Source organism: Verrucomicrobiota bacterium (assembly GCA_016200005.1).
In the GTDB taxonomy this organism is placed as follows: Bacteria; Verrucomicrobiota; Verrucomicrobiia; order Limisphaerales; family PALSA-1396; genus PALSA-1396.
Genome location: JACQFP010000038.1, coordinates 50,340 through 69,472 on the forward strand (window position 1 = coordinate 50,340; position 19,133 = coordinate 69,472).

The following is a 19,133-nucleotide window of genomic DNA, read 5'->3' on the forward strand; positions in this document are numbered from 1 at the left end:
ACAACCCTCACGGTTTGACCATCGCCGCCTTCACGATTTCCGCCACCAACTCATCGCTCGTCCATTTATTTTCCGAAATGATCTTTTGCACTCGGCCTTGCGTGTCGATCACTACTGTGCGGAGATTGTGGCTGATGGGTTCGGTGGGTTTCTCCCGCCAGAATTGCTGGCCGAATTGTTCCGTGATAGCCGTGATTTCGATCAAGTCGCCGGTCAGGAAACTCCAGTGGCGCGGGTCGGACTGGAATCTTTGCGCGTAGGCTTTGAGCACCGCCGGCGTATCAACCTCCGGATCAAACGAAATCGTCAGCAGATGCCAGTTGGTCGGGGCGTTGGGCATCGACACCAACTTTTTTTGCGTCTCCTCAAAGTTGTTCGACATCCGCGGACAAAACTCCGGGAACGGGCAGCTCGTAAAAATGAATGTGAGCGCCAACGCCTGCCCTTTGAACTGGCTCGTGCTGACTGCCTGTCCCAATTCATTGGTGAAATGATATTCCGGCAGCAAATCACCGACGTTCAAGGGTTCGACGTCGCGCACGCGCCGGATGGTTTGTCGCGACGGCAACTCCGTCGGCGACGACGCGCTCAATTTGGTCAGCTGTTCAATCCAACCTTCTTTCTTCGTGACCACCATGCGAAAGGAAATCACGTCCCCAGCCTTCAAACCAATCAACTCTTTGGCATCTTTGACTTCGAACGGCATCGTCATGGCCTTCATGTAGCCGGGGATTTCCTCGTGCTTGATCACAGCCGTTTTGCCATCCGGCTGAAGCTCTTGAATCACGCCTTTGACGTGAAAGGTCTGTTTCTGTTCTGTGCAGGCGACGAACGCGACCGCGACAACCGCTGTCGAAATCATTTTTAGATGCTTCAAATCCAACATAAAGTCTGAATTCATTTTCTCCGACAAATCCCCGACTGGCAAGGCTGCTCGCGCATTCAGGCGGAGCGCGCGCTTGCCTTCGTTCGCCGCTTTGTGGTTAATTCGCTCACCATGCCGACGCCGATGTCACCAAGTCAAAGCGCAGAAGATTACCTGGAGCGCATCCATGAATTGATCGAGGAAAAGGGTTACGCCCGCGTCGTGGACATCGCCTCGTCGTTGAAGGTCAAGCAGGCGTCCGTCACCAGCATGGTGCAAAAACTCGGCGAGGCCGGCTATCTCAACTACGAAAAATATCGAGGCCTCGTGCTGACGAACAAAGGCCGCGAAGTCGCCCGCAAGATTCAAAACCGGCACGCCACGCTCTCCCGTTTCTTTTCCATTTTCGGTCTCGACGCGGCAACGCAACGTCGTGACATCGAAGGCATCGAGCATCATTTGAGTCCGGCCACGGTGGAAATCCTGGCGGATTTGGCGCAGTTCTTTGAAGATCAACCCAATACTTTGAAGGTCTTTCGGAAATCCCGGAAGAATTCCAGGCAGTAGTTTTGGCGCAGCTTCTTTCTCATGCGCTTCGATTGGGAAAAATTGCAATCCCTCGCACTCGCTGAGGTGAATGCCACGTTGGCCGCGCTGCCGCTACCGCTTCGGGAAAAAGCGCGAAAGCTGCCGGTGACCTTCGAACGCCAACCGAACCGGGCGTTGCAAGCCGACGGCATCGAATCGGACACCTTGGGCCTGTTCGTTGGGCCGGAGTTCGCCGATGAGGAATCAGTCCCATTACCGCCGCAGATCATTCTGTTCCTCGAAAACATCTGGGAACTGGCCGAACGCAACGAGAAAACATTCTGCGACGAAGTTCACACCACGTTCCTGCACGAACTTGGACATTACCTTGGTTTGGATGAGGATGAACTGAGCGAGCGCGGGTTAGAGTAACGGCAACCCTCCGCCAATCCCGAAAGGATTCAAAAGGCCACCTCCGCAATCGCGCCGTTCCGTGGCGGGCCGAATCGACACGTTCGCGCTCAAACCGCCGACGTGTCCCACTTCATGATCACTATGGTCGAGATGAGCACAATAGCGGTGCCGGCCAGCGCCACTGCGGTCAAGTGCTCGTGAAGGAATCCGGTGGCCAGCAAAATCCCGAACACCGGCACGAGGTAAAGCGACGCCGAGGCGACCGTCACCGGCAGGTGTTGCAGCACGTAAAAGAACAGCACCATCGAAAGCCCGTACATAAAAATGGCAAGGAAAGCGAAGGCCGTCCATCCGTGCCAATCGAGTGCGGCCAGTTGCGAAAACTGGAACGGCTCCACCCAGACCAGCAGCGGCAGGCTGGCCACCGAGGCGGTGAGGTAACTGAAAATCAAGATTTCAATTTCCTGGAAACGTTGGAGCAATCCCTTGCAATAGACGTTGTAAAATGACGAGCCGAGGCAGCCGACCAGGATCAGCAGATTGCCCGACAGGTAGCTCGTGCGCAGGAAAGAACTTTGCCTGAGGTCCTCCACCGACAGCAGGAAGACGCCGGCCAGTCCAACGAGCAGGCAGCCGATGCGAAGCACCGTGATTCGTTCGCGCAGCATGAACGAAGCAAGCACGGCGGTGATCACCGGGATGAGCAAGTTGAGGATGGCAGCGTTCGACGCCAGTGATTTGGTGATGCCCCACGTCATGCCGAGTTGCGCCAGCACCTGCCCGCCGACCCCGGCGGCGGTGAACTTGCCCCAGTCGGCCCACGTCACGGTGGCCGCGCCGGTATTACGCCGACGCTCGCAGATCAGCAGTGGGACCAACAAAACTGTGGTGACGTAAAACGGCAGGAAAGTGATGGCGATCGGCCCAAGCTTGCCTTCGAGAAATTTGACCGCTGTGCCCTGCGCCGCCCACATCAGGTTCACCAGCGCAAGCAGGAAAAAGAACCAGAGGAAACGAGACCGGGGATGCGCTTTTGTGGAAGTGTCAGTCGTGTCCATACTTTCAGGATTCCAAAACGGTGACGCCGTAACGGTCCGCACCCATCGAACTGGCTTCAAAAACGTACGGCGTGATGCCGCGCACCTCGGCGTAGCGGTTCACGACGCGGTCGAACGCCGGGCGCGCGTCCTTGCGGCTGAGCACGGCGACCGTACCACCCGCGCCGCCACCGGTAACTTTCGCGCCGAACAATCCACTGGCGACACCCTCGGCGCGGACGAGTTCCACCAACAAATCCGTGGCGTCGCAACCCAGGCCGCATTCCGTGTAGGCGTAGTGCGATTGATACATGATTTCGCCCATCTGCGGAAAACCAACTCCTCCGCGGGCGAGTTCGGCGAACAAATGCACCCGGGAATTCTCCTCCACCGCATAGCGTGTGCAAGCGCGAATGCGATAGATGACTTCAGGGCGCATCGTCGTGAACGGATCGACATGGATTTGGCCAGCTCGCAAGTAATCAGCGCCGCTGAGCTTCTCCGGCAAGCGTGATTCGTAGCGCGACCGAAACAGCGATGGCGAAAGGTTGGCGAGGTAACCGTTCCAGCGCGGGTCCGTCCAGCGTGGGATCTGGGCGGAATTGTCCTGGCGAACTTCGAGGCCCTCCGCGTCGCAGATCATCTTGTAGCCCATGAACGCGCCGGCGCGAGCCGCCTCGTATTCAATGCCGGAAACCATGTGGCTGACGCCGGAATCAAAGCCCCAGCACTGCAACTCTGCCGGCAGGCGCACCAGCGGTCGCGGCAGACACGGTTGGCAGAGCAGTGGCAGAATGCAGCCTTCGTCACCCATGACGACCGTGATCTGATCCATGATGCCACAGGCCGACTCTGCAATGACATTCTCCACCCACTGACACGCCTCGGCTAATTCGACGCCGACGAGATCGATGCCGTACGCGCCGACGGCGGCTTTCATCACCGCGACCTCGATGGAAGCCGAGGAACTGACGCCTTTGTTCAGCGGCACATCGGATTCAATATAGACGTTCGCCCCGCAACTGAGTTTTTCCGGAAAGCGCTTCTTCAGCAGATGAAAAATGCCGAGGACATAAGCCGTCCAGCGCATTGCGGAATCGCGATTGACCAGAGCGCGAACCTCGGCATCACCAGTGAGATCGTCGAGAGAAAACTCGGCTTGCTCACGCCAGTTGCGAGACTTCACTTGCGGGTTCCAGAAAACAATGCGCCGGTCATCGCGCAATTGGACCGCCGCCCAGGTGGCTTCGCGGATCGTCGCTTCAAACACCAGCCCGCCCGTGTAATCGTCATTGCCGCCCATGAGATCGAGACGTCCGGGTGCGCGACTGCAAACGATGGGAAGCCCCGGTGAAAAAAAACGGCCTTCCTGCCTGAGTCCCTTCACCGTATTCGGAAAGTGATTCATGCAGGGCGGTGTCGGCGGAGAATGTCTCACTTCCCCCATTCCGGGAAGGCGGTCATGGCATCGACGAAGTTGTGGAGCTTGTCGGTGTGCGCGTCTTCCTGCCAGCCGCCGCGACCACGCTTGTCCGCCCGCTCGCCGGGACAGCCGTCGTCGTTCACGGCATATAGGCAGTAGTTCAGCGCCTGCCGGGCGACGGCTTTGTATTCATTCGATCCAGTCGCTTTGGAGTACATGGCCAGCACGGCGCCGTAGGTGGACAAGATGCCGCCCCAAGGATCCACGTCATGGGTTTGCTCGCCGCAAACCGCAACACCGTTGCGAATGGTTATGAAACGCCGGTTGACGAACTCGATCAACGCCCGGACGTCTCGCTCCCAATCCAGATCGAGCGCGTCTTTTTTCTCGATCAAGTAGCGGGCCAGATTCAGGGGCGACCAGGCGGTGCGGTTGTCCAGTTCATGGTGATCTTCAAAGAACTGCACCCAGAGCAGTCCGTCCTTCGCCAGGTTGGGAATCTGGAAGTCTCTGATCCACGCCCATAACTTGTCGCGCGGCGGTTGAAATTCCTTGTGACCATGCTCAATGAGCTTGTCGAAGAGTCGCAGGATAAAAGACATGTTCCCGGCAACCTCGCCCCGGGATTCACCGGTCCGGTAATCCACACGGAACGGCCAGGGCGAATTCGTCGCCGTGCCTTCGCGCATGTTGGCGACGAGCACGCGCCCGTTTTGCAACGCTTGTTGAAGATACTTCTCGTCCTTCGTCTCCTCGTAGAGCAAGAGCAGCGCGTAGCCAGCAATGCCGCCTTTGTCCGGCTGGATTTCGTAAGGTTTGTCGTCCTGGGAACCGCAGTCAGGCGGTTGCGGAAACTTATCCCGCCAACCCGTGGAGCGACTGAAGCGCGGATATTTGCCGGTGTCGGGCGTGATGGCTTCCTTGACGAGATAGTCGCCCATGTTGCGAGCCATCTGCAGTACTCGTGGGTCTTTCTTGTCTTTGTAAGCGTAATATTTCAGGTAGGAAATTATGCCCATGCCATTCTGGGTCGCCGGGATGAACGAGGGTTTCCGCTCGATCGCTTTGTAGTTGCCGTCCATGAAAGTCGTGTACACAAAGCGCGGATAACCTTGCTCGACGGGACACTTCAAGTACCAGTTGAGCTCGCGGTCGATGGCGTCGCGCCATGAGGTCCAAGGTTGCAGCAGGCCGCGCTCATCGTAAACCGCCGGGTGATTGCCGATGGTCTGCGCGGACGCGTTTGCGAAAACGAGCAGCAGCCACAACAGGACGAGCGCGGGAAAGTTGCGGTTGACCAGGGGCCGTTGGTTTTCGTCGCCGGAGCGGAAGGGCGGAGGGCTGAAGTTCAATTTCGATTTGTTCATCGCGAAGCAGTTTGTCCTTATCTGCCGTGTGAAAGAATGGCGGGAGTGGCGGGGCTCGAACCCGTAACCTCTGCCGTGACAGGGCAGCGCTCTAACCAATTGAGCTACACCCCCGCTCATGGGGCGCGAAACTAGAAAAACCCTCTCCGATCGTCAACGTCGAAATCAGGGGAAAAATAATCCGGGCAGCAGACGCCAAGGAGGTGGGGGTGGGGAACCCCGCTGAAGAAACGTACTGCTACCCGAATTGATTAAACATTAAGAAGTCGGCGGCTTTTGTCAACTCGTTTAGTGTGCGCCCTTTCTTGGCGTTTGGCCGTGTTCTGTCGTTGCATTGCCGCCTGTTCGCGCTAGGATTCAGCGACTTGCGGCTTCCCAGCCGTCTTTTTGCCATGGCGGAATATAAAGTTAAATTCGAGGTGTTTGAAGGTCCGCTCGATTTGCTCCTTTACCTCATCAAAAAGGATGAGGTGGACATTTACGAAGTCAACCTTACCCAGCTCGCCACTCAATTCATCGAATACATCGACGTGATGCGGATGCTTGACCTGGAAATCGCGGGCGAATTCCTCGTCATGGCCTCCACGCTCATGTACATCAAAAGCCGCGAATTGCTACCGCTCGATCAACAGGCGCAGGTCGAGGGCGAAGACGAAGGCGAAGACCCGCGTTGGGAATTGATCCGACAGCTTGTCGAATACAAGAAATTCAAAGACGCCGCCGCGCAACTCCAGACCCTTGAAGCCCGCCAGGAAAACATTTTCCCGCGCCTGCCCGGCAAATTGGAACTCGACATCAAGACTCCCGTCCCCCGGCCGGATGTCTCGCTGTTTGACCTCCTCACCGCCGTCAACACGGTTCTCAAGCGCCTGGGTCAACGGGAGAATCAACGCGACATCTTTGAAGACAAATGGACCGTCAGTGAAAAGATTGAACAGATCATGCGCGCCTTGCAGGAACGGTCATCCCTGAAATTCTCCGAATTGTTCGCCGACGCCGTCAGCCGGTCCGAAGTCGTCGTCACATTTTTGGCGCTGCTCGAACTGATTCGTTTGAAACAGATCGTCGCCGTCCAATCGAAAGCCTTCGGCGAGATTGAAATCCGCCTGGCCGCCAGTCACGCTGCCGCATCGGCGTCGCCGTCCGCTTTCGCGGATTCCACTTCGCAATCCAACTGAACATGGAACTGAAATTCATTCTCGAATCCCTGCTGTTCTCGGCGCAAAAGCCGATGAGCGCAAAAGAACTGCGCGACCTGCTGGCCGCCGCCGCTGAACAATCCGAGGGCGACGCCACCACCGCCGCCTACAAGAAAGTGAAGGAAAGCGAACTCGTTGCGGCCTTGGAAGAACTCTCGCGCGATCACGAAGCCGCCAATCGCAGCTATCGCCTGGTTTGCGTGGCCGGCGCCTGGCAATTCGTGACGCAACCGGAGTACGCCCCTTGGCTCAAGGCGTTGGTCGGCCTTAAGAATCGCCCTCCGCGCCTCTCACAACCGGCGTTGGAAACGCTTGCTATCATTGCCTATCGCCAGCCCTTGACGCGCGCGGAGATCGAGCAGGTCCGCGGCGTGTCGGTGGATGGCGTCATGCAAACGTTGGCGGAGCGCGGCCTCGTCGAGCAGGTTGGCCGCGCGGATGTTGTCGGTCGCCCACCGACCTACGGCACCACGTCATTGTTTCTTGAGTACTTCGGCCTGCGCAGTCTTGAAGAGTTGCCTGCCGCCGATGAACTGCGCCGCATCGAAGTCAAGAAGCCGGAGTCTTTGCTTACCGCTGATCCAGGTCTGGCCACCGTCCCGCCCGAACAATTGGTGGGGCAGAAGTCAGAAGCCGGCGACCAGAATTCGGGCGTCGGTGCCGGCGAAACTGTGTCCACGGCGGACTCCGCACTCCGCGCGCCGCATTCAAATGAACATTCCTGAACATCGCAAGGCCATTGACAAGCTCGACGCACAGATCGTCAAGCTCCTCAACGAGCGCACGCGTCACGTCCTGGAGATCGGCAACATCAAGCTCAAAGCCGGCGAAGAAATCTACGCGCCGCATCGCGAACGCGCTGTGTTCCATCGCATTTGCAAATTGAACCAGGGGCCAATGACCAATGATTCGCTCCGCGCCATTTATCGCGAAATCATGTCCAGCGCGCTGGCGCTGGAAAAATCCATGACCATTGCCTACCTCGGCCCAGCCGCGACGTTCACGCACCAGGCCGCCATTCAACGCTTCGGTTCGAGCCTGCGCTATGCCGCTCAGAAAACCATCGCCGATGTGTTTGCCGAGGTGAGCAAGAACCGCGCGGATTATGGCGTCGTGCCCGTGGAGAATTCCACCGAAGGCGTCGTGACCCACACGCTCGACATGTTTGTGGACAGCGACCTGAAGATCGTCGCGCAAATCATTTTGCCGATTCAGCATTGCCTGATCAGTCAATACCGGCGGACGCAGATCAAAAAACTTTTCGCGCATCCACAGTCATTGGCACAGTGCCGTGGCTGGGTGCAGAACAATTTACCGCACGTCGAAATCATCGAGACGTCTTCCAACGCGCGCTCCGCGGAACAGGCCGGGGCGGAGAAAAATTCAGCCGCCATCGCCGGCGTGCTGGCCGCCGAACGCTACGACCTGCGCATTCTGGAATCGGACATCCAGGACAACTCGGAAAACGCCACCCGCTTTCTGGTGCTTGGCCGCCAGTGCAGTCCGCCCACGGGCAAAGATCGCACCAGCATCATGATCAGCATCACTGACAAGGTGGGCGCGTTGCACCGGGCACTGGCCGCCTTCCGGCGTTATCGCATCAACCTGACGAAGATCGAATCGCGTCCCAACAAACGTAAAGCGTGGGAATATTTCTTCTTCGTCGATTTCGAAGGGCATACCAACGTCCGCAAAGTTGCCAACGCCATCACGCATCTCGAAGAGCAATGCAACTTTGTCAAAGTCCTTGGCTCGTATCCAGACACTGAATAATTGTGCCGTTTTAACTTGGGAAACCAGCAATGAAGAAAACAATCCAACTCCTGTTGATGTTCGGCGGGCTGACCTTGGCTGCTTTTGAAGCCGTCGGTCAGGAAATCCATACGCCAACCAATCAAACGGTCAAATCGTTTGAACTGAGAGCCGTCAAAACCATCCGCGCCGATTACCTTCTTTTTCTGCCCAAAGGTTACGACGCCAAGGCGACGAAGCGCTGGCCGATGATTTTGTTTCTGCACGGTGCCGGCGAACGCGGCACGAACATTTGGAAAGTGGCGATTCACGGCCCGCCCAAAATCGTGAAGGACAAACCCGACTTCCCATTCATCGTCGTCTCGCCGCAATGCCCGGACGGCGAGCACTGGTCGAATGAAGTGTTGCTTGGCTTGTTAGAGGAGGTGACGGCGAAGTACTCGGTGGATAAAGGCCGGATCTATCTCACCGGTTTGAGCATGGGCGGTTACGGCACGTGGACATTGGGCGCGGCGCATCCGGAATTGTTCGGCGCCATCGCGCCGATTTGCGGCGGCGGCGAAACCATCACCGTCCTGTTGTCGGGCCGCACCAAAAAGCAGGCGTTACATTCGCTGGGTGTCTGGGCGTTCCATGGCGGAAAGGATTCGGTCGTGCCGTTGGCGGAATCAGAGCGGATGGTCGAGGCGATGAAGAAGGCCGGTTGTCAGGACGTGAAGCTCACGGTCTATCCTGAAGCCAATCATGATTCGTGGACGGAGACGTACAACAACCCGGAGCTATATGATTGGTTTCTGAAGCATGAACGGACGAACGCAAAATGACGGATCAGCGGTTCCTTAGGCTGGCCGTTTTGTTCTCGTTGCTGCATTTCGTTGCCATGGTGTCGGTGGACGGCGTTATCTTCCTGTTGGCCCATGTGCCACCCAAAGCAGCAAATCTGGATGCGCCAATCCGCGGGTTGCAATGGCTCTATGAAGTTTTGCACGCCCCGCGCATGGTTCTACGCTCGCTTTGGCCGGGCGAAAGTTCACCACTATGGCTCAACTGGCTGCTGACGGTGTTGAACAGTGTGGCGTGGGGATCGGGACTGTCCGTTTTGAAAATCGCCTGGGTAAAAATCCGAAAGTAACAACCGTCGAAGCGTCCATCGCGCACGCACTCCCACCCAGTGATCGATCCGATAGAAGGGCGTCAGGCTTGCAACCCCATCCGTGGCCCGGCAGCAAACCAGCCTTTGATCTTGTCGGAATTCTTTTTGTTGAAGGAGTGCTTCAACTTTCCCAGTGGATGCTCCACAGTCATCAGAAGTTTCTTCTTATTAAAATCACCGAGCACGGATTGGAACTCCGCGGTGCTCACATAAAAGGCGCGCAGCATATCGCGTCGAAAGCAGAACACCCGGTCGCCCGTCAGAGCAAACCGGAATTTCTTGTCGGCGCTCTCGGCGATGTTCGGCTCCTTTCTGACCTTCTTTTTTTGCAGTTCCTTGCAGATGGTCTTCGCGCGTTTCAGATCTTCCGCCGCCATACTGGCGATCATCTCCTTCAAGTGACGCAGCTTTTTATACTCGTTAAAAAATACCGCGGCAATGATGGCCGGGAAAATGATGCCCTGCGGTCGCACCGGACCTTTATCGAGCACCTCCAGGAAGGTGATGAGGATGTTCCACACGAACAAGCACAGGCTGACGAACGCCTCCAGCAAAATGGCGTTTAGCGACGGTTTCCGCAGCGCCAGGATTCCGGCACCGAGCATGAGCAGGCCGAGCAACAGAAGACCGATGTTGATCGCATTGACCTCTATCGCAAACGCGCCAATGAGTGTGTTCAGAATTCCCCAGATCAATCCGCCAATGCCAATGTTACGGATCTGCTTTCGCGCGCACACCACCAGCAGGACGCGGTTCTCCGGTTTATCGAATATTTCCGTTGAAGTCATCGGTTTGGATCTGGTTGGAGTTTAGCTGCCCTCGAATCCAAGTCAACGCTTCAGTCTGTGGCAAAATCCCCTCCAGAGCTCGCTGTGTGTTTTGTCAACGGCGTCGGCGATCGTCGAAAGACGAGTGTGCTTCGAGAGAGTGCTTATTCCAGCCCGCTCGCCACTTTCGCCCGCTTCAAAACCTTTTGCGCCAACGACCGCGCCGTCGTCGCGCCGTCGCGCAGCACTTGGTTGACGTGATCCAGATTTGCCGCAAGCTCGGCGCGTTTGGCGCGCGCGGCCACAAAGTAATTCCAATAATACTCGAACAGCGACTTCTTCAAGTCGCCGTAGCCGAGTCCGCCAGCGCGCAGCCGGTCTTCAAAATCTTTCGCCACCGCCGACGGTGTGACGAGTTTCAATAATTGAATCGCGAGATTCTTTTCGGCATCCGGTTTGGGTTCTGTCGGCGAACGGCTGTCCATCACCAGGCTCATGATTTTTTTGCGGGTTGGTTTCTCCTCGCCGAAAATTTCAATGGTGTTGCCGTAGCTTTTGCTCATTTTCTGACCATCGAGGCCGGGCACTTCCGCAACGTCCTTGCGAATCTCCGGTTCAGGGATGACGAAGGTTTCGCCGTAGGTTTGATTCCATTTGGCGGCGATGTCGCGCGTCATTTCGAGATGCTGCTTTTGGTCCTGACCGACGGGCACGACGTTCGAGTCATAGATCAAAATGTCCGCCGCCATCAGAACGGGATATGCAAAGAGAGCGTGGTTGGGTGAAATGCCTTTGGCCGTCTTGTCCTTGTAGCTGTGCGCGCGTTCGAGCAGGCCCATCGGCGTGACCGTGCTGAGCATCCACGTCAACTCCGTTACTTCCGGCACGTCGGACTGGCGGAAGAAAACCGACTTCATCGGATCAAGTCCGCACGCCAGAAAATCCAACGCCACGTCGAGTGTGTGCTTGCGCCGTTCCTTGGGGTCGAACAACGAGGTCATCGAATGATAGTCGGCGATGAAATAAAACGCCTCGCCTTTATCCTGCAACTCAATGGCCGGCTTCATCATCCCAAAATAATTTCCGAGGTGCAGCGCGCCGGAGGGCTGGATGCCCGATAAAATTCGCATAGGCACAACGTAACAATGAATCAGGAAGGCAGGAAAGCAGGAAAAGAGACCCGAGCTTCACGCATGGACACGGATTAAACTCAGCCATCGCCTGAATTGCGGGAGCGAAGGCCATTGTCAATCGTACGGCGAAACGCTAACAACAGTTCAGCGGAGCCGGGATTGACCCGGTGCGCAGTTTTCACAGTGAAGGTGAACGAACGGCAAATCACTTTGACTGACGGGCGGCAGTTGGGCTTTGCGGAGTACGGGGACGCTCAGGGCCGGCCAGTTTATTATTTTCACGGCTGGCCGGGATCGCGCCTCGAGGCGCACGCGATGGGACCCATCGCGTCTGAGTTGGGCGTAAGAATCATCGCCGTCGATCGCCCCGGATACGGCCTCTCCGAATTTCAACCCCACCGCAGAATTTTCGACTGGCCTGAAGATGTCGTCCAACTGGCCGACTCGTTGAAGCTTGATCGTTTTGGGGTGATTGGCGTCTCCGGCGGCGGGCCGTACGCGTTGGTCTGCGCGGCAAGAATCCCGAATCGGTTGAACACGGCGACGATCGTATGCGGCCTGGGGCCGTTGGATGCGCCAGAGGCCACCCGCGGAATGATGCGACACAATCGCTTCTTGCTCTCGTTGGGCCGGAGAGCGCCGTGGCTCGCCCGTTGGCTGCTCGGCTGCGCAATTTGGGTGGTCCGTCACAACCCGCAACTCTACCTCTCCCCGCGTCTGCTCACCGAGTTGCCGGAGCCCGACCGGGCCGCGCTGCGTTATGGTGAATTCCGGCACATGCTGTTTGCGAGCACCATGGAGGCGTTCCGGCAAGGGACGCGCGGTCCGTTTCATGACGGGCGGCTTTACGCCCAACCGTGGGGATTCCAACTGGCCGACATCACGCGAGAAATTCTTTTGTGGCATGGCGAACAAGACGTGTTTGTGCCGGTCGCGTTGGGAAGTCATCAAGCGCAACTGCTGCCTCGTTGCCGTGCCAGATTCCTTCCCGACGAGGGTCACCTGTCGCTGCCGCTCAACCACATTCGCGAAATTTTGGCGTTGGCAATTGGTGATGGGTGATTTGCCGCTCGATGATTTCGCCGGCGTAACTTGACTCTGAGAAGGAGGCAAAGCAGGACGCGCCCTCCGAGCGCCGCTTACGAATCCATCCCAAAACGTCAGGCTTGTTGCAATTGCCGCAGTGCGCCGCCTTTTACTTCCCATCGCTGCACGTCACGCCCCAGTTCGCGCGGCCAGTTTTCCTCGGTGCAGGTCATGAAGACCTGGCCGCGAGCGTGATGGGCGCGCTCCAGCAACGGCAGAAAACCACTGCGTCGTTTCGCGTCCAATTCACCCATGACGTCGTCGATCAACAAGATCGGCGGTGAGCCGTGAATGCCAGTGAGATATTCCGCTTGCGCCATCTTCAGGGCGATGGCCAGCGTGCGTTTCTGGCCCTCACTGGCGAACTGTGCGGCGGGTTGGCTGTTGAGTTGGAACAGTAAATCATCGCGATGCGGCCCGATCAACGTCGAGCGATACGTTCTTTCGCGTTGCCGCAACTGCGCCAGTTCGACGGCGAAATCCTTCTTCACGCTCGCTTGATACTCCAGCCGCAACTCTTCCGCGTCATTCGAGATGCGCCGGTACGCCAGTCGGACCAGCGGCGAAAGGCGCGGCACCAGTTCGCGCCGATATTGGATGAGTTGCTCGCCAAGCTGAATCAGTTCGCGCGTGAAACTTTCGAGCGCCGCTTCGTCCACGGCGCGCTGCTTGAGCAAGGCGTTCCGTGAACGGAGCGAGCGGGCGTAACGCTGGAGCAGTGGCAGATACGTCGCGTGCGTTTGCGACAACAACAGGTCGAGAAAGCGCCGCCGATTGCGCGCCGCGCCTTTGACGAGCAGCGAATCCTCAGCGCAAAACACCACGACGCGCAACACCCCGAGATAATCGGTCAGTTTGCGCACGGGCTGGCCATCGAGACTCAGTTTCCGTTCGCTGGCCGACCAATACATTTTGATTTCGTGCTGACCCTGGCCGACGACCGTGGCGCTGGCGAAGTAACCCTTTTGTCCGTGACGAATCATCTGCGCGCTGCCAACACCGCGAAACGACCGAAGCGTGGCCAGCAGATAAATGGCTTCGAGAATATTGGTCTTGCCCTGCGCGTTGTCGCCGAGCAGCAGATGGAAGCCGGGCGCAAAATCCACGTCGAGCCGAGCGTAATTGCGGAAGTCGCGAAGGCGTAGATGAGTCAGTTGCACGGCGGTATTTAGCCTGCCGCCGCCGCGAGTTTCCAAATTATTATTTTTCGTCGCCGCGAATTTTCTCTTGAGAGCGACACGCTTACAACCGCTCAAGGCGCGCTGTGTACGAAAATGACTGGTCAACCGCAAGCAAAGCATTGAAAGCCGGAGTGGAGCCGTACCGCCAGAATCTTCCCTGGGAAGGGCCGATGGTTTCTCCAGGCCAGAAAGGCAGTGGGGAAAGGGTCCATTTGTTGTACAAGCACGGTGCCAATTTGGAGCCCGACAAAGCGGGTGTGCCTTCCTTAAAACATGTCACGCGGCACTTTTGGGACGATTTAGCTGACGCAACGAAAGACGCTGGGGCGGACGTGAACGCTCGAGAACATCGGGCGCATGGAGCGCAACCAACGGCGCGTTTTTCATCCCATGACTCCTGAAATGTCGCCGCTAGGGATGCAATTGGACTTTGATCACGGTGTTGAAAGCTGAATTGGTTTTTGCCGCCACGACGAAGGCGATTCTTGTGGAATTCGTATAGGGGAGCGGCAGCGGGATCACCTGCGACCTGGCTTCCGTGGCGGACAGGTTGTCGTTGCAATTAGTCAGCCCCAAGGTGACGTTGGTGGTCACATTTATAACTCTGAGAACGGTGTCCAGCAAGCTGCTGCCGGTGCTGCTGCTGCTTTGCAGCGTATCAATCGAACTGGCGCTGGTGGGGTTGGTGAAGACCAGGAAAAAATTGGTTTGAATATAGGCGGTGCCCGACTTCACGCCCACCGCGCAAAGCGTTCCGGGCGCGGTGCTGCTCCGCAGGCCGGCCCCAGGTGAAAGGATGATGCCGGCGGTGGTCATGATGGCGGGAATGTCGGGGATCAGTTTGTCCACCCGCGTGTTCCGTACAAAGAGTTGCTGGCCCAGGAAACCGACGGGCAGACTGACTTGGAACACCCGGTTGGAGAGATCGAACCCAACCGGCACCACCAACAGCCCCCAATCGTTCGATTCGCTCAAACTGGTGGCGACTTCCACGGCGTAGGAGCGCGGCGTCTGCGGCCACTTGAACGAAATGTTGGTCCCGTTGAGCGAGGCCGACAACCCCGGATGAATCTCGTCGCCCGGTCGCCCACCTTGCGGGTAGAAGTCGGTGAAGGACGCCGTGGTGTTCGTGACAACGCTATGCGCGCTGACCGCCATGCCGACATACAAGTTGGTGGCGAAGCCTTGGGTGGTCACGCCGCTGATGATCCAGTCCGTGCCGTTCGTGGCGTAGTACGCGGTGAATACATTGTTCGAGCGGCTGAGTCGCAGCCAACTGGCCGCGCCGGCAGGCACCGGCGGGCTCGTCAAAAAATCGATCGCATCAGTGCCCGCCACCGGACGCACCGTCGCTTGAATCTGGTTCAGTCCGCCGGTGGGCGTGAAATAAGTTTGGATCGACGCACTGTTCGCATCGAGACTTTCACGCGCCATCAGACCAGCCTGCGAAGCGAAGTCGGCCATGTCCAAGCTCGTCACGCGCACGCGCACGTCAAAATCGCGCGTCATCACTTGCTGGAGGAAATGGAAGTGGTCATCCAGTCCCATTCCAAAACCCGATCCGCCGACCGTCACGTCGAAGGTATCCCAGAACGAGGTATAGACCTGCCCAGCCGCGACCGGGTCGCCGGGTGTGCCGATGCTGAGGCCCGAATACTCGCTGGTGTAGCCGGTGGCGATGGTGGGCGCGGAATTACCTGCCACGCCTTGAACATTCACCGTGCAGACCGAGAAGAACTCGCCGACGGGCGCGGTGGTCACCACTTCCACGGAACGGCCATCGGGGCGCAGATGAACGTCCGCGACGTTTACGGTGCCGGCGTTGACCAGGTAGTTGGAGTGGTTGGTCGCCGACGGAAGCGTGACGGCCTGATCGAAACGAACGCCGACGGTGTTGGCGGCCAAGCCGTTGTTCGCCAGGTTATGGATCGACACGATGACGGGTGGTGGCGACCCGGGTTCGCTCATCGCAGCGAGATAGTTGTCAAAGGTGGCATCGGCTGTGGCGTTTCCGCCGACGCTGTTGTCATAAACGATCAAACCTCCGATGCCGCTGGCGTAAGCGCTGTCCGCCCCTTGAACAAGGACCAGGGGGTTGACCGTGTCGGGCAATTGATAGACCCGGCCCTGAAAGTTTGTCCCAGTGCCCGCGAAGACGAACCGGTAAGCGTTGGTCTTATCAAGCGTGATGGGAATGGAAGTTCCGGGCAGGTCAGTGGCTGCCTCGTTGGTAATTCCAGAAATGGACAGGCGGTGATCGTTTGCCTGGTAGGTGAATGCGTAACCGGTGGTCGTGCCTGGCCCAATGTTTTCAAGCCGGGCCAATATGCCAAAGGCCTGGTGGAGGGTGTCGTCCCAGTCAACTACATCCACGGCTGCATAAAAATCAGAATAGACATTTGTCAGCGTGCTCGCAATTCGGCCTGCACCGAGCGCCAGCGGATCGGGACTGGCGGACGCTTGCAGGCGGTAGGTGTTGGTCCCGGGAAATGTCCAGGAACCGTTCGGGACGCCAAGTGAATCACCAATGGGGTCTTGATGGGTCCAGGTTGGATTGGCCGTGTCGTCGCCATCATCAAAATTGTCGGATTGGGCTTTGACAGCAAAAGGGAGCGCAAAGGCAGTGGTCAGGACCAGCCGGGAAATTATTTTCAGGCCAAGGGTGATTCTCATACGGGGTGTGGAGATGATGGTTTGGTTAAGTGAGCCTATGAAGCGCGCCACCTTGACCGCAGACCAACGGATACAAAACCGAGGAGCAACGGGAAGCATATTTTGATGTTGTCATAAGTGACCTGACTCTTCGCGACTGATTGTTTGTTCGCAAGCCAAACATCCCGGCAAAAGAAATTACGTGGAGCAACGGGCTTTGCGGGCGTGTTGTGAGCGTCCACCACTTCGCACGCATTTGTCAACTCTCGATTGCTCTGGCTGGTGGCCAAGGACGCAACACGCCGAAGGAATCAAAGTCCCGATCACCGCACAACCCAGGCGTTTTGATCTGAAAGCCCAAGCCCAATCGCCGCCCCGGAACATCAACCTGGATCGCCTGGAATTGACCGGCCTCCACCCGCCGAAACCCGGTTGCGCATTGCCTCCCGATCAAGGCCAGCCGATGAGTTTCAGATTTTACTTCTAAATTTTCCAACGATGGTGCGATCATCAATCACGAATAACACTCCACATTGTTTGCCACTCAAACCGTGAGCCGGATAAGCAAATTGAAGCAAAATTGGCTGGGCGGCGGTATTGGCGTGCTGCTGGCCGTGGGGCTGGGCGCTGGACTGCTGGTTTTCAATTCCAGCCTGGGCAAGAAGTTAAAACATCTGAGCTACGACTTGCCTTTCGCGATTCGCCCGGTGGCCAAACCCCAGGCAGTCGTCATGGTTTACATGGACGATGATTCGCACAAGGAACTCAACCAGCCCTTCAACCAGCCTTGGGATCGCTCGTGGCACGCGCAACTGCTCAATCGACTCACCGCCGAGGGCGCCCGCGCGGTCGTGTTTGACATCGTGTTTAGCAACCCCGGTACCAACCCGGAGAACGATGAGCAACTGACCCAGGCCATCCGCGCCCAAGGCAAAGTTGTGCTCGCGGCCGACTATGTCGCCACCGGCTACGGTCGCGATGGTGTGGCCATGAAGACCATTGTGCCGCCGCATCAGCCGTTCAGCGAAGCCGCCGCCGAGCTTGGCTCGGCGGAAACGAACCCGGATGACGACCTGGTGATTCGCAAGCACGTTCCGATGTCGGGCGATGACTTGCTTCCAACCTTGAGTTGGGCGGCGGCGAAACTTATCGGTGCTGAGGTCGCCAAGGATGAGAAAAACCGCTTCCAGGAGCGTTGGATGAATTACTATGGCCCGCCCGCGACCATTCCCAATGTGAGTTTTTACCGGGCGATTTTGCCTGGCGACCTGCCGTCGGGTTTTTTCAGCAACAAGGTGGTGTTCGTTGGCGCGCGGCTGCTCACCAAATTCTCCGGCGATCGCAAAGATGAATATCCCACTCCCTACTCGTCGCTGAGTCCCAAAAATCCCTTCATGCCGGGAGTGGAAATTCAGGCCACGGCATTTCTAAATCTGCTGCACGGTAACTGGCTCAACCGCCCTTCACCGAAAGTTGAACTGGCAGTCATCCTCCTTGCCGGAATTGCGTTTGGTTACGGTCTGTCGCTGTTCCGGCCTCTGACCGCCAGCAGTTTTGCGTTGCTGGCCATCCTCGTCGTCACGTTGATTGCGCATTTTTTGTTTTCGCGACAGCGCATTTGGTTTCCCTGGATGATTATCGTCGCCGCGCAGATTCCGGTGGCTCTGCTTTGGTCGGTCGTCTTCAACTCCGTCCGGCTTTACGTCCAAAACAAACTCTATGAGCAAACCCTTTCCTTCTACCTTTCGCCCAAGTTGGTGAAAAAGTTTTCCACTGACCGCGAACTGCTCAAAGTAGGTGCTAAACAACAAACCCTCACCGTTCTCTTCACCGACATCGCGAACTTCACTTCCATCTCTGAGCGCATGGATTCCAACGATCTGGCGCTTCACATGAACAAGTACTTTGAGACTGCCGTGTCAAAGTGCATCCATCATACCGACGGCACCATCGTCAAATACCTCGGCGACGCCATTTTCTCGTTCTGGAACGCGCCCGACCCGCAGTTAGATCATCAACTGCGCGCTTGTGAAGCCGCGCTCCGTTTCCGCGAACAACCGCCTCAATACATGAACGGCCAGTTGCTCATCACGCGCATTGGTCTCCACACCGGCGTGGCGAACGTCGGCAACTTCGGCAGCACGGCGCGCGTCGATTACACCGCCCTCGGCGAAAACATCAACCTCGCTTCGCGGATGGAAGGACTGAACAAATATCTCGGCACGGAGGTGCTCATCACGGGCGAAACGCAGGCGGGCATTGACGGTCGTCTGGTGACCCGCGCACTGGGCAGGTTCCAACTCAAGGGATTTGCAAAGAGCGTGGACGTTTACGAACTCGTTGGCCCGCCGGAAAAGGCCGAAGCCACGCGCCCGATGCGAGAAGCTTTTGCGGAGGCGCTGAAACTCTTTCGGAACGGAAATTTTGCGCGGGCTGAAACCACGTTCCGTCGCGTGCTGGACTTTGCGCCCAAGGACGGCCCGACGCTTTTTTTCCTGCGTCAAATCGATCACTTCCGCGAAACACCCCCGCCGCCGCAATGGAAGGGTGAAGTGGAGTTGAAAGAAAAATAGTGC

Annotated in this window: 17 protein-coding genes and 1 tRNA gene; 9 read left to right on the forward strand and 9 right to left on the reverse strand. The window is 57.4% G+C overall.

All coding sequences use genetic code 11. The features are described from left to right. Window positions 1-7: 7 nt before the first annotated feature. Window positions 8-901 carry an SCO family protein gene (locus HY298_14285; protein MBI3851425.1) on the reverse strand — a complete coding sequence of 298 codons (894 nt, stop codon included), beginning with the start codon at window positions 899-901 and terminating at the stop codon, window positions 8-10. A 96-nt stretch (window positions 902-997) separates the two neighbouring features. Between HY298_14285 and mntR the strand changes: the two genes are divergently transcribed. Further along, window positions 998-1,432: a transcriptional regulator MntR gene (gene mntR / locus HY298_14290; protein ID MBI3851426.1), complete on the forward strand. Its 435-nt coding sequence runs from the start codon at window positions 998-1,000 to the stop codon at window positions 1,430-1,432. A 21-nt stretch (window positions 1,433-1,453) separates the two neighbouring features. Further along, a complete protein-coding gene (locus tag HY298_14295) occupies window positions 1,454-1,825 on the forward strand; it encodes a metallopeptidase family protein (GenBank protein ID MBI3851427.1) in 372 nt (123 codons plus the stop codon). An 89-nt stretch (window positions 1,826-1,914) separates the two neighbouring features. On the opposite strand, the gene HY298_14300 is transcribed toward HY298_14295, so the two are convergent. The 4 genes from HY298_14300 to HY298_14315 all read right to left on the reverse strand — a co-directional run bounded on the left by HY298_14300 (window position 1,915) and on the right by HY298_14315 (window position 5,748). Next, entirely contained in the window at window positions 1,915-2,865 is a 951-nt protein-coding gene (locus HY298_14300; GenBank protein ID MBI3851428.1) for a DMT family transporter, read from the reverse strand. 4 nt (window positions 2,866-2,869) lie between these two features. Further along, a complete protein-coding gene (locus tag HY298_14305) occupies window positions 2,870-4,252 on the reverse strand; it encodes a galactokinase (protein MBI3851429.1) in 1,383 nt (460 codons plus the stop codon). A 26-nt stretch (window positions 4,253-4,278) separates the two neighbouring features. Further along, window positions 4,279-5,634, reverse strand: coding sequence for a hypothetical protein (locus HY298_14310; protein ID MBI3851430.1), 1,356 nt, complete (start codon window positions 5,632-5,634; stop codon window positions 4,279-4,281). Window positions 5,635-5,671: 37 nt separating this feature from the next. Continuing rightward, a tRNA-Asp gene (locus HY298_14315) sits at window positions 5,672-5,748 on the reverse strand. Between the two features lie 278 nt (window positions 5,749-6,026). On the opposite strand from HY298_14315, the gene HY298_14320 reads away from it, so the two are divergent. Genes HY298_14320 through HY298_14340 form a run of 5 tightly spaced genes read left to right on the forward strand, consistent with a single transcriptional unit; the run spans window position 6,027 to window position 9,717 of the window. Beyond that, window positions 6,027-6,812 carry a segregation/condensation protein A gene (locus HY298_14320; GenBank protein MBI3851431.1) on the forward strand — a complete coding sequence of 262 codons (786 nt, stop codon included), beginning with the start codon at window positions 6,027-6,029 and terminating at the stop codon, window positions 6,810-6,812. A 2-nt stretch (window positions 6,813-6,814) separates the two neighbouring features. Further along, window positions 6,815-7,558, forward strand: a complete 744-nt coding sequence (scpB, locus tag HY298_14325) for an SMC-Scp complex subunit ScpB (protein MBI3851432.1) — start codon at window positions 6,815-6,817, stop codon at window positions 7,556-7,558. Further along, entirely contained in the window at window positions 7,545-8,606 is a 1,062-nt protein-coding gene (gene pheA, locus HY298_14330; protein MBI3851433.1) for a prephenate dehydratase, read from the forward strand. The genes scpB and pheA overlap by 14 nt, the downstream gene beginning before the upstream one ends. 56 nt (window positions 8,607-8,662) lie before the next feature. After that, entirely contained in the window at window positions 8,663-9,409 is a 747-nt protein-coding gene (locus tag HY298_14335; protein MBI3851434.1) for a prolyl oligopeptidase family serine peptidase, read from the forward strand. Then, window positions 9,406-9,717, forward strand: a complete 312-nt coding sequence (locus tag HY298_14340) for a hypothetical protein (GenBank protein MBI3851435.1) — start codon at window positions 9,406-9,408, stop codon at window positions 9,715-9,717. The genes HY298_14335 and HY298_14340 overlap by 4 nt, the downstream gene beginning before the upstream one ends. Before the next feature lie 62 nt (window positions 9,718-9,779). On the opposite strand, the gene HY298_14345 is transcribed toward HY298_14340, so the two are convergent. After that, window positions 9,780-10,526 carry a hypothetical protein gene (locus tag HY298_14345; protein MBI3851436.1) on the reverse strand — a complete coding sequence of 249 codons (747 nt, stop codon included), beginning with the start codon at window positions 10,524-10,526 and terminating at the stop codon, window positions 9,780-9,782. A 143-nt stretch (window positions 10,527-10,669) separates the two neighbouring features. Continuing rightward, on the reverse strand, window positions 10,670-11,635 hold the full coding sequence (gene trpS, locus HY298_14350) for a tryptophan--tRNA ligase (protein MBI3851437.1): 966 nt from the start codon (window positions 11,633-11,635) through the stop codon (window positions 10,670-10,672). A gap of 186 nt (window positions 11,636-11,821) precedes the next feature. Here trpS and HY298_14355 point away from each other — a divergent pair, with 186 nt between their 5' ends. After that, on the forward strand, window positions 11,822-12,700 hold the full coding sequence (locus HY298_14355) for an alpha/beta hydrolase (GenBank protein ID MBI3851438.1): 879 nt from the start codon (window positions 11,822-11,824) through the stop codon (window positions 12,698-12,700). A 98-nt stretch (window positions 12,701-12,798) separates the two neighbouring features. Here HY298_14355 and recF read toward each other — a convergent pair whose 3' ends face one another. Together recF and HY298_14365 are read right to left on the reverse strand one after the other, a co-directional pair. Continuing rightward, the gene (gene recF, locus HY298_14360) at window positions 12,799-13,884 is read right to left on the reverse strand and encodes a DNA replication/repair protein RecF (protein MBI3851439.1); all 1,086 of its coding nucleotides are present in this window, start codon (window positions 13,882-13,884) and stop codon (window positions 12,799-12,801) included. 432 nt (window positions 13,885-14,316) lie between these two features. Next, entirely contained in the window at window positions 14,317-16,578 is a 2,262-nt protein-coding gene (locus HY298_14365) for a hypothetical protein (GenBank protein ID MBI3851440.1), read from the reverse strand. A 530-nt stretch (window positions 16,579-17,108) separates the two neighbouring features. Between HY298_14365 and HY298_14370 the strand changes: the two genes are divergently transcribed. Beyond that, window positions 17,109-19,130: an adenylate/guanylate cyclase domain-containing protein gene (locus HY298_14370; protein MBI3851441.1), complete on the forward strand. Its 2,022-nt coding sequence runs from the start codon at window positions 17,109-17,111 to the stop codon at window positions 19,128-19,130. The last annotated feature ends 3 nt before the right edge of the window (window positions 19,131-19,133 follow it).

Coding starts and splice junctions, on each gene's coding strand:
- HY298_14365 (MBI3851440.1), bottom strand. CDS start 16,578: ATGAGAATCACCCTTGGCCTGAAAATAATTTCCCGGCTGGTCCTGACC.
- pheA (MBI3851433.1), top strand. CDS start 7,545: ATGAACATTCCTGAACATCGCAAGGCCATTGACAAGCTCGACGCACAG.
- HY298_14300 (MBI3851428.1), bottom strand. CDS start 2,865: ATGGACACGACTGACACTTCCACAAAAGCGCATCCCCGGTCTCGTTTC.
- mntR (MBI3851426.1), top strand. CDS start 998: ATGCCGACGCCGATGTCACCAAGTCAAAGCGCAGAAGATTACCTGGAG.
- HY298_14310 (MBI3851430.1), bottom strand. CDS start 5,634: ATGAACAAATCGAAATTGAACTTCAGCCCTCCGCCCTTCCGCTCCGGC.
- trpS (MBI3851437.1), bottom strand. CDS start 11,635: ATGCGAATTTTATCGGGCATCCAGCCCTCCGGCGCGCTGCACCTCGGA.
- HY298_14335 (MBI3851434.1), top strand. CDS start 8,663: ATGTTCGGCGGGCTGACCTTGGCTGCTTTTGAAGCCGTCGGTCAGGAA.
- scpB (MBI3851432.1), top strand. CDS start 6,815: ATGGAACTGAAATTCATTCTCGAATCCCTGCTGTTCTCGGCGCAAAAG.
- HY298_14305 (MBI3851429.1), bottom strand. CDS start 4,252: ATGAATCACTTTCCGAATACGGTGAAGGGACTCAGGCAGGAAGGCCGT.
- HY298_14295 (MBI3851427.1), top strand. CDS start 1,454: ATGCGCTTCGATTGGGAAAAATTGCAATCCCTCGCACTCGCTGAGGTG.
- HY298_14320 (MBI3851431.1), top strand. CDS start 6,027: ATGGCGGAATATAAAGTTAAATTCGAGGTGTTTGAAGGTCCGCTCGAT.
- HY298_14345 (MBI3851436.1), bottom strand. CDS start 10,526: ATGACTTCAACGGAAATATTCGATAAACCGGAGAACCGCGTCCTGCTG.
- HY298_14340 (MBI3851435.1), top strand. CDS start 9,406: ATGACGGATCAGCGGTTCCTTAGGCTGGCCGTTTTGTTCTCGTTGCTG.
- HY298_14285 (MBI3851425.1), bottom strand. CDS start 901: ATGAATTCAGACTTTATGTTGGATTTGAAGCATCTAAAAATGATTTCG.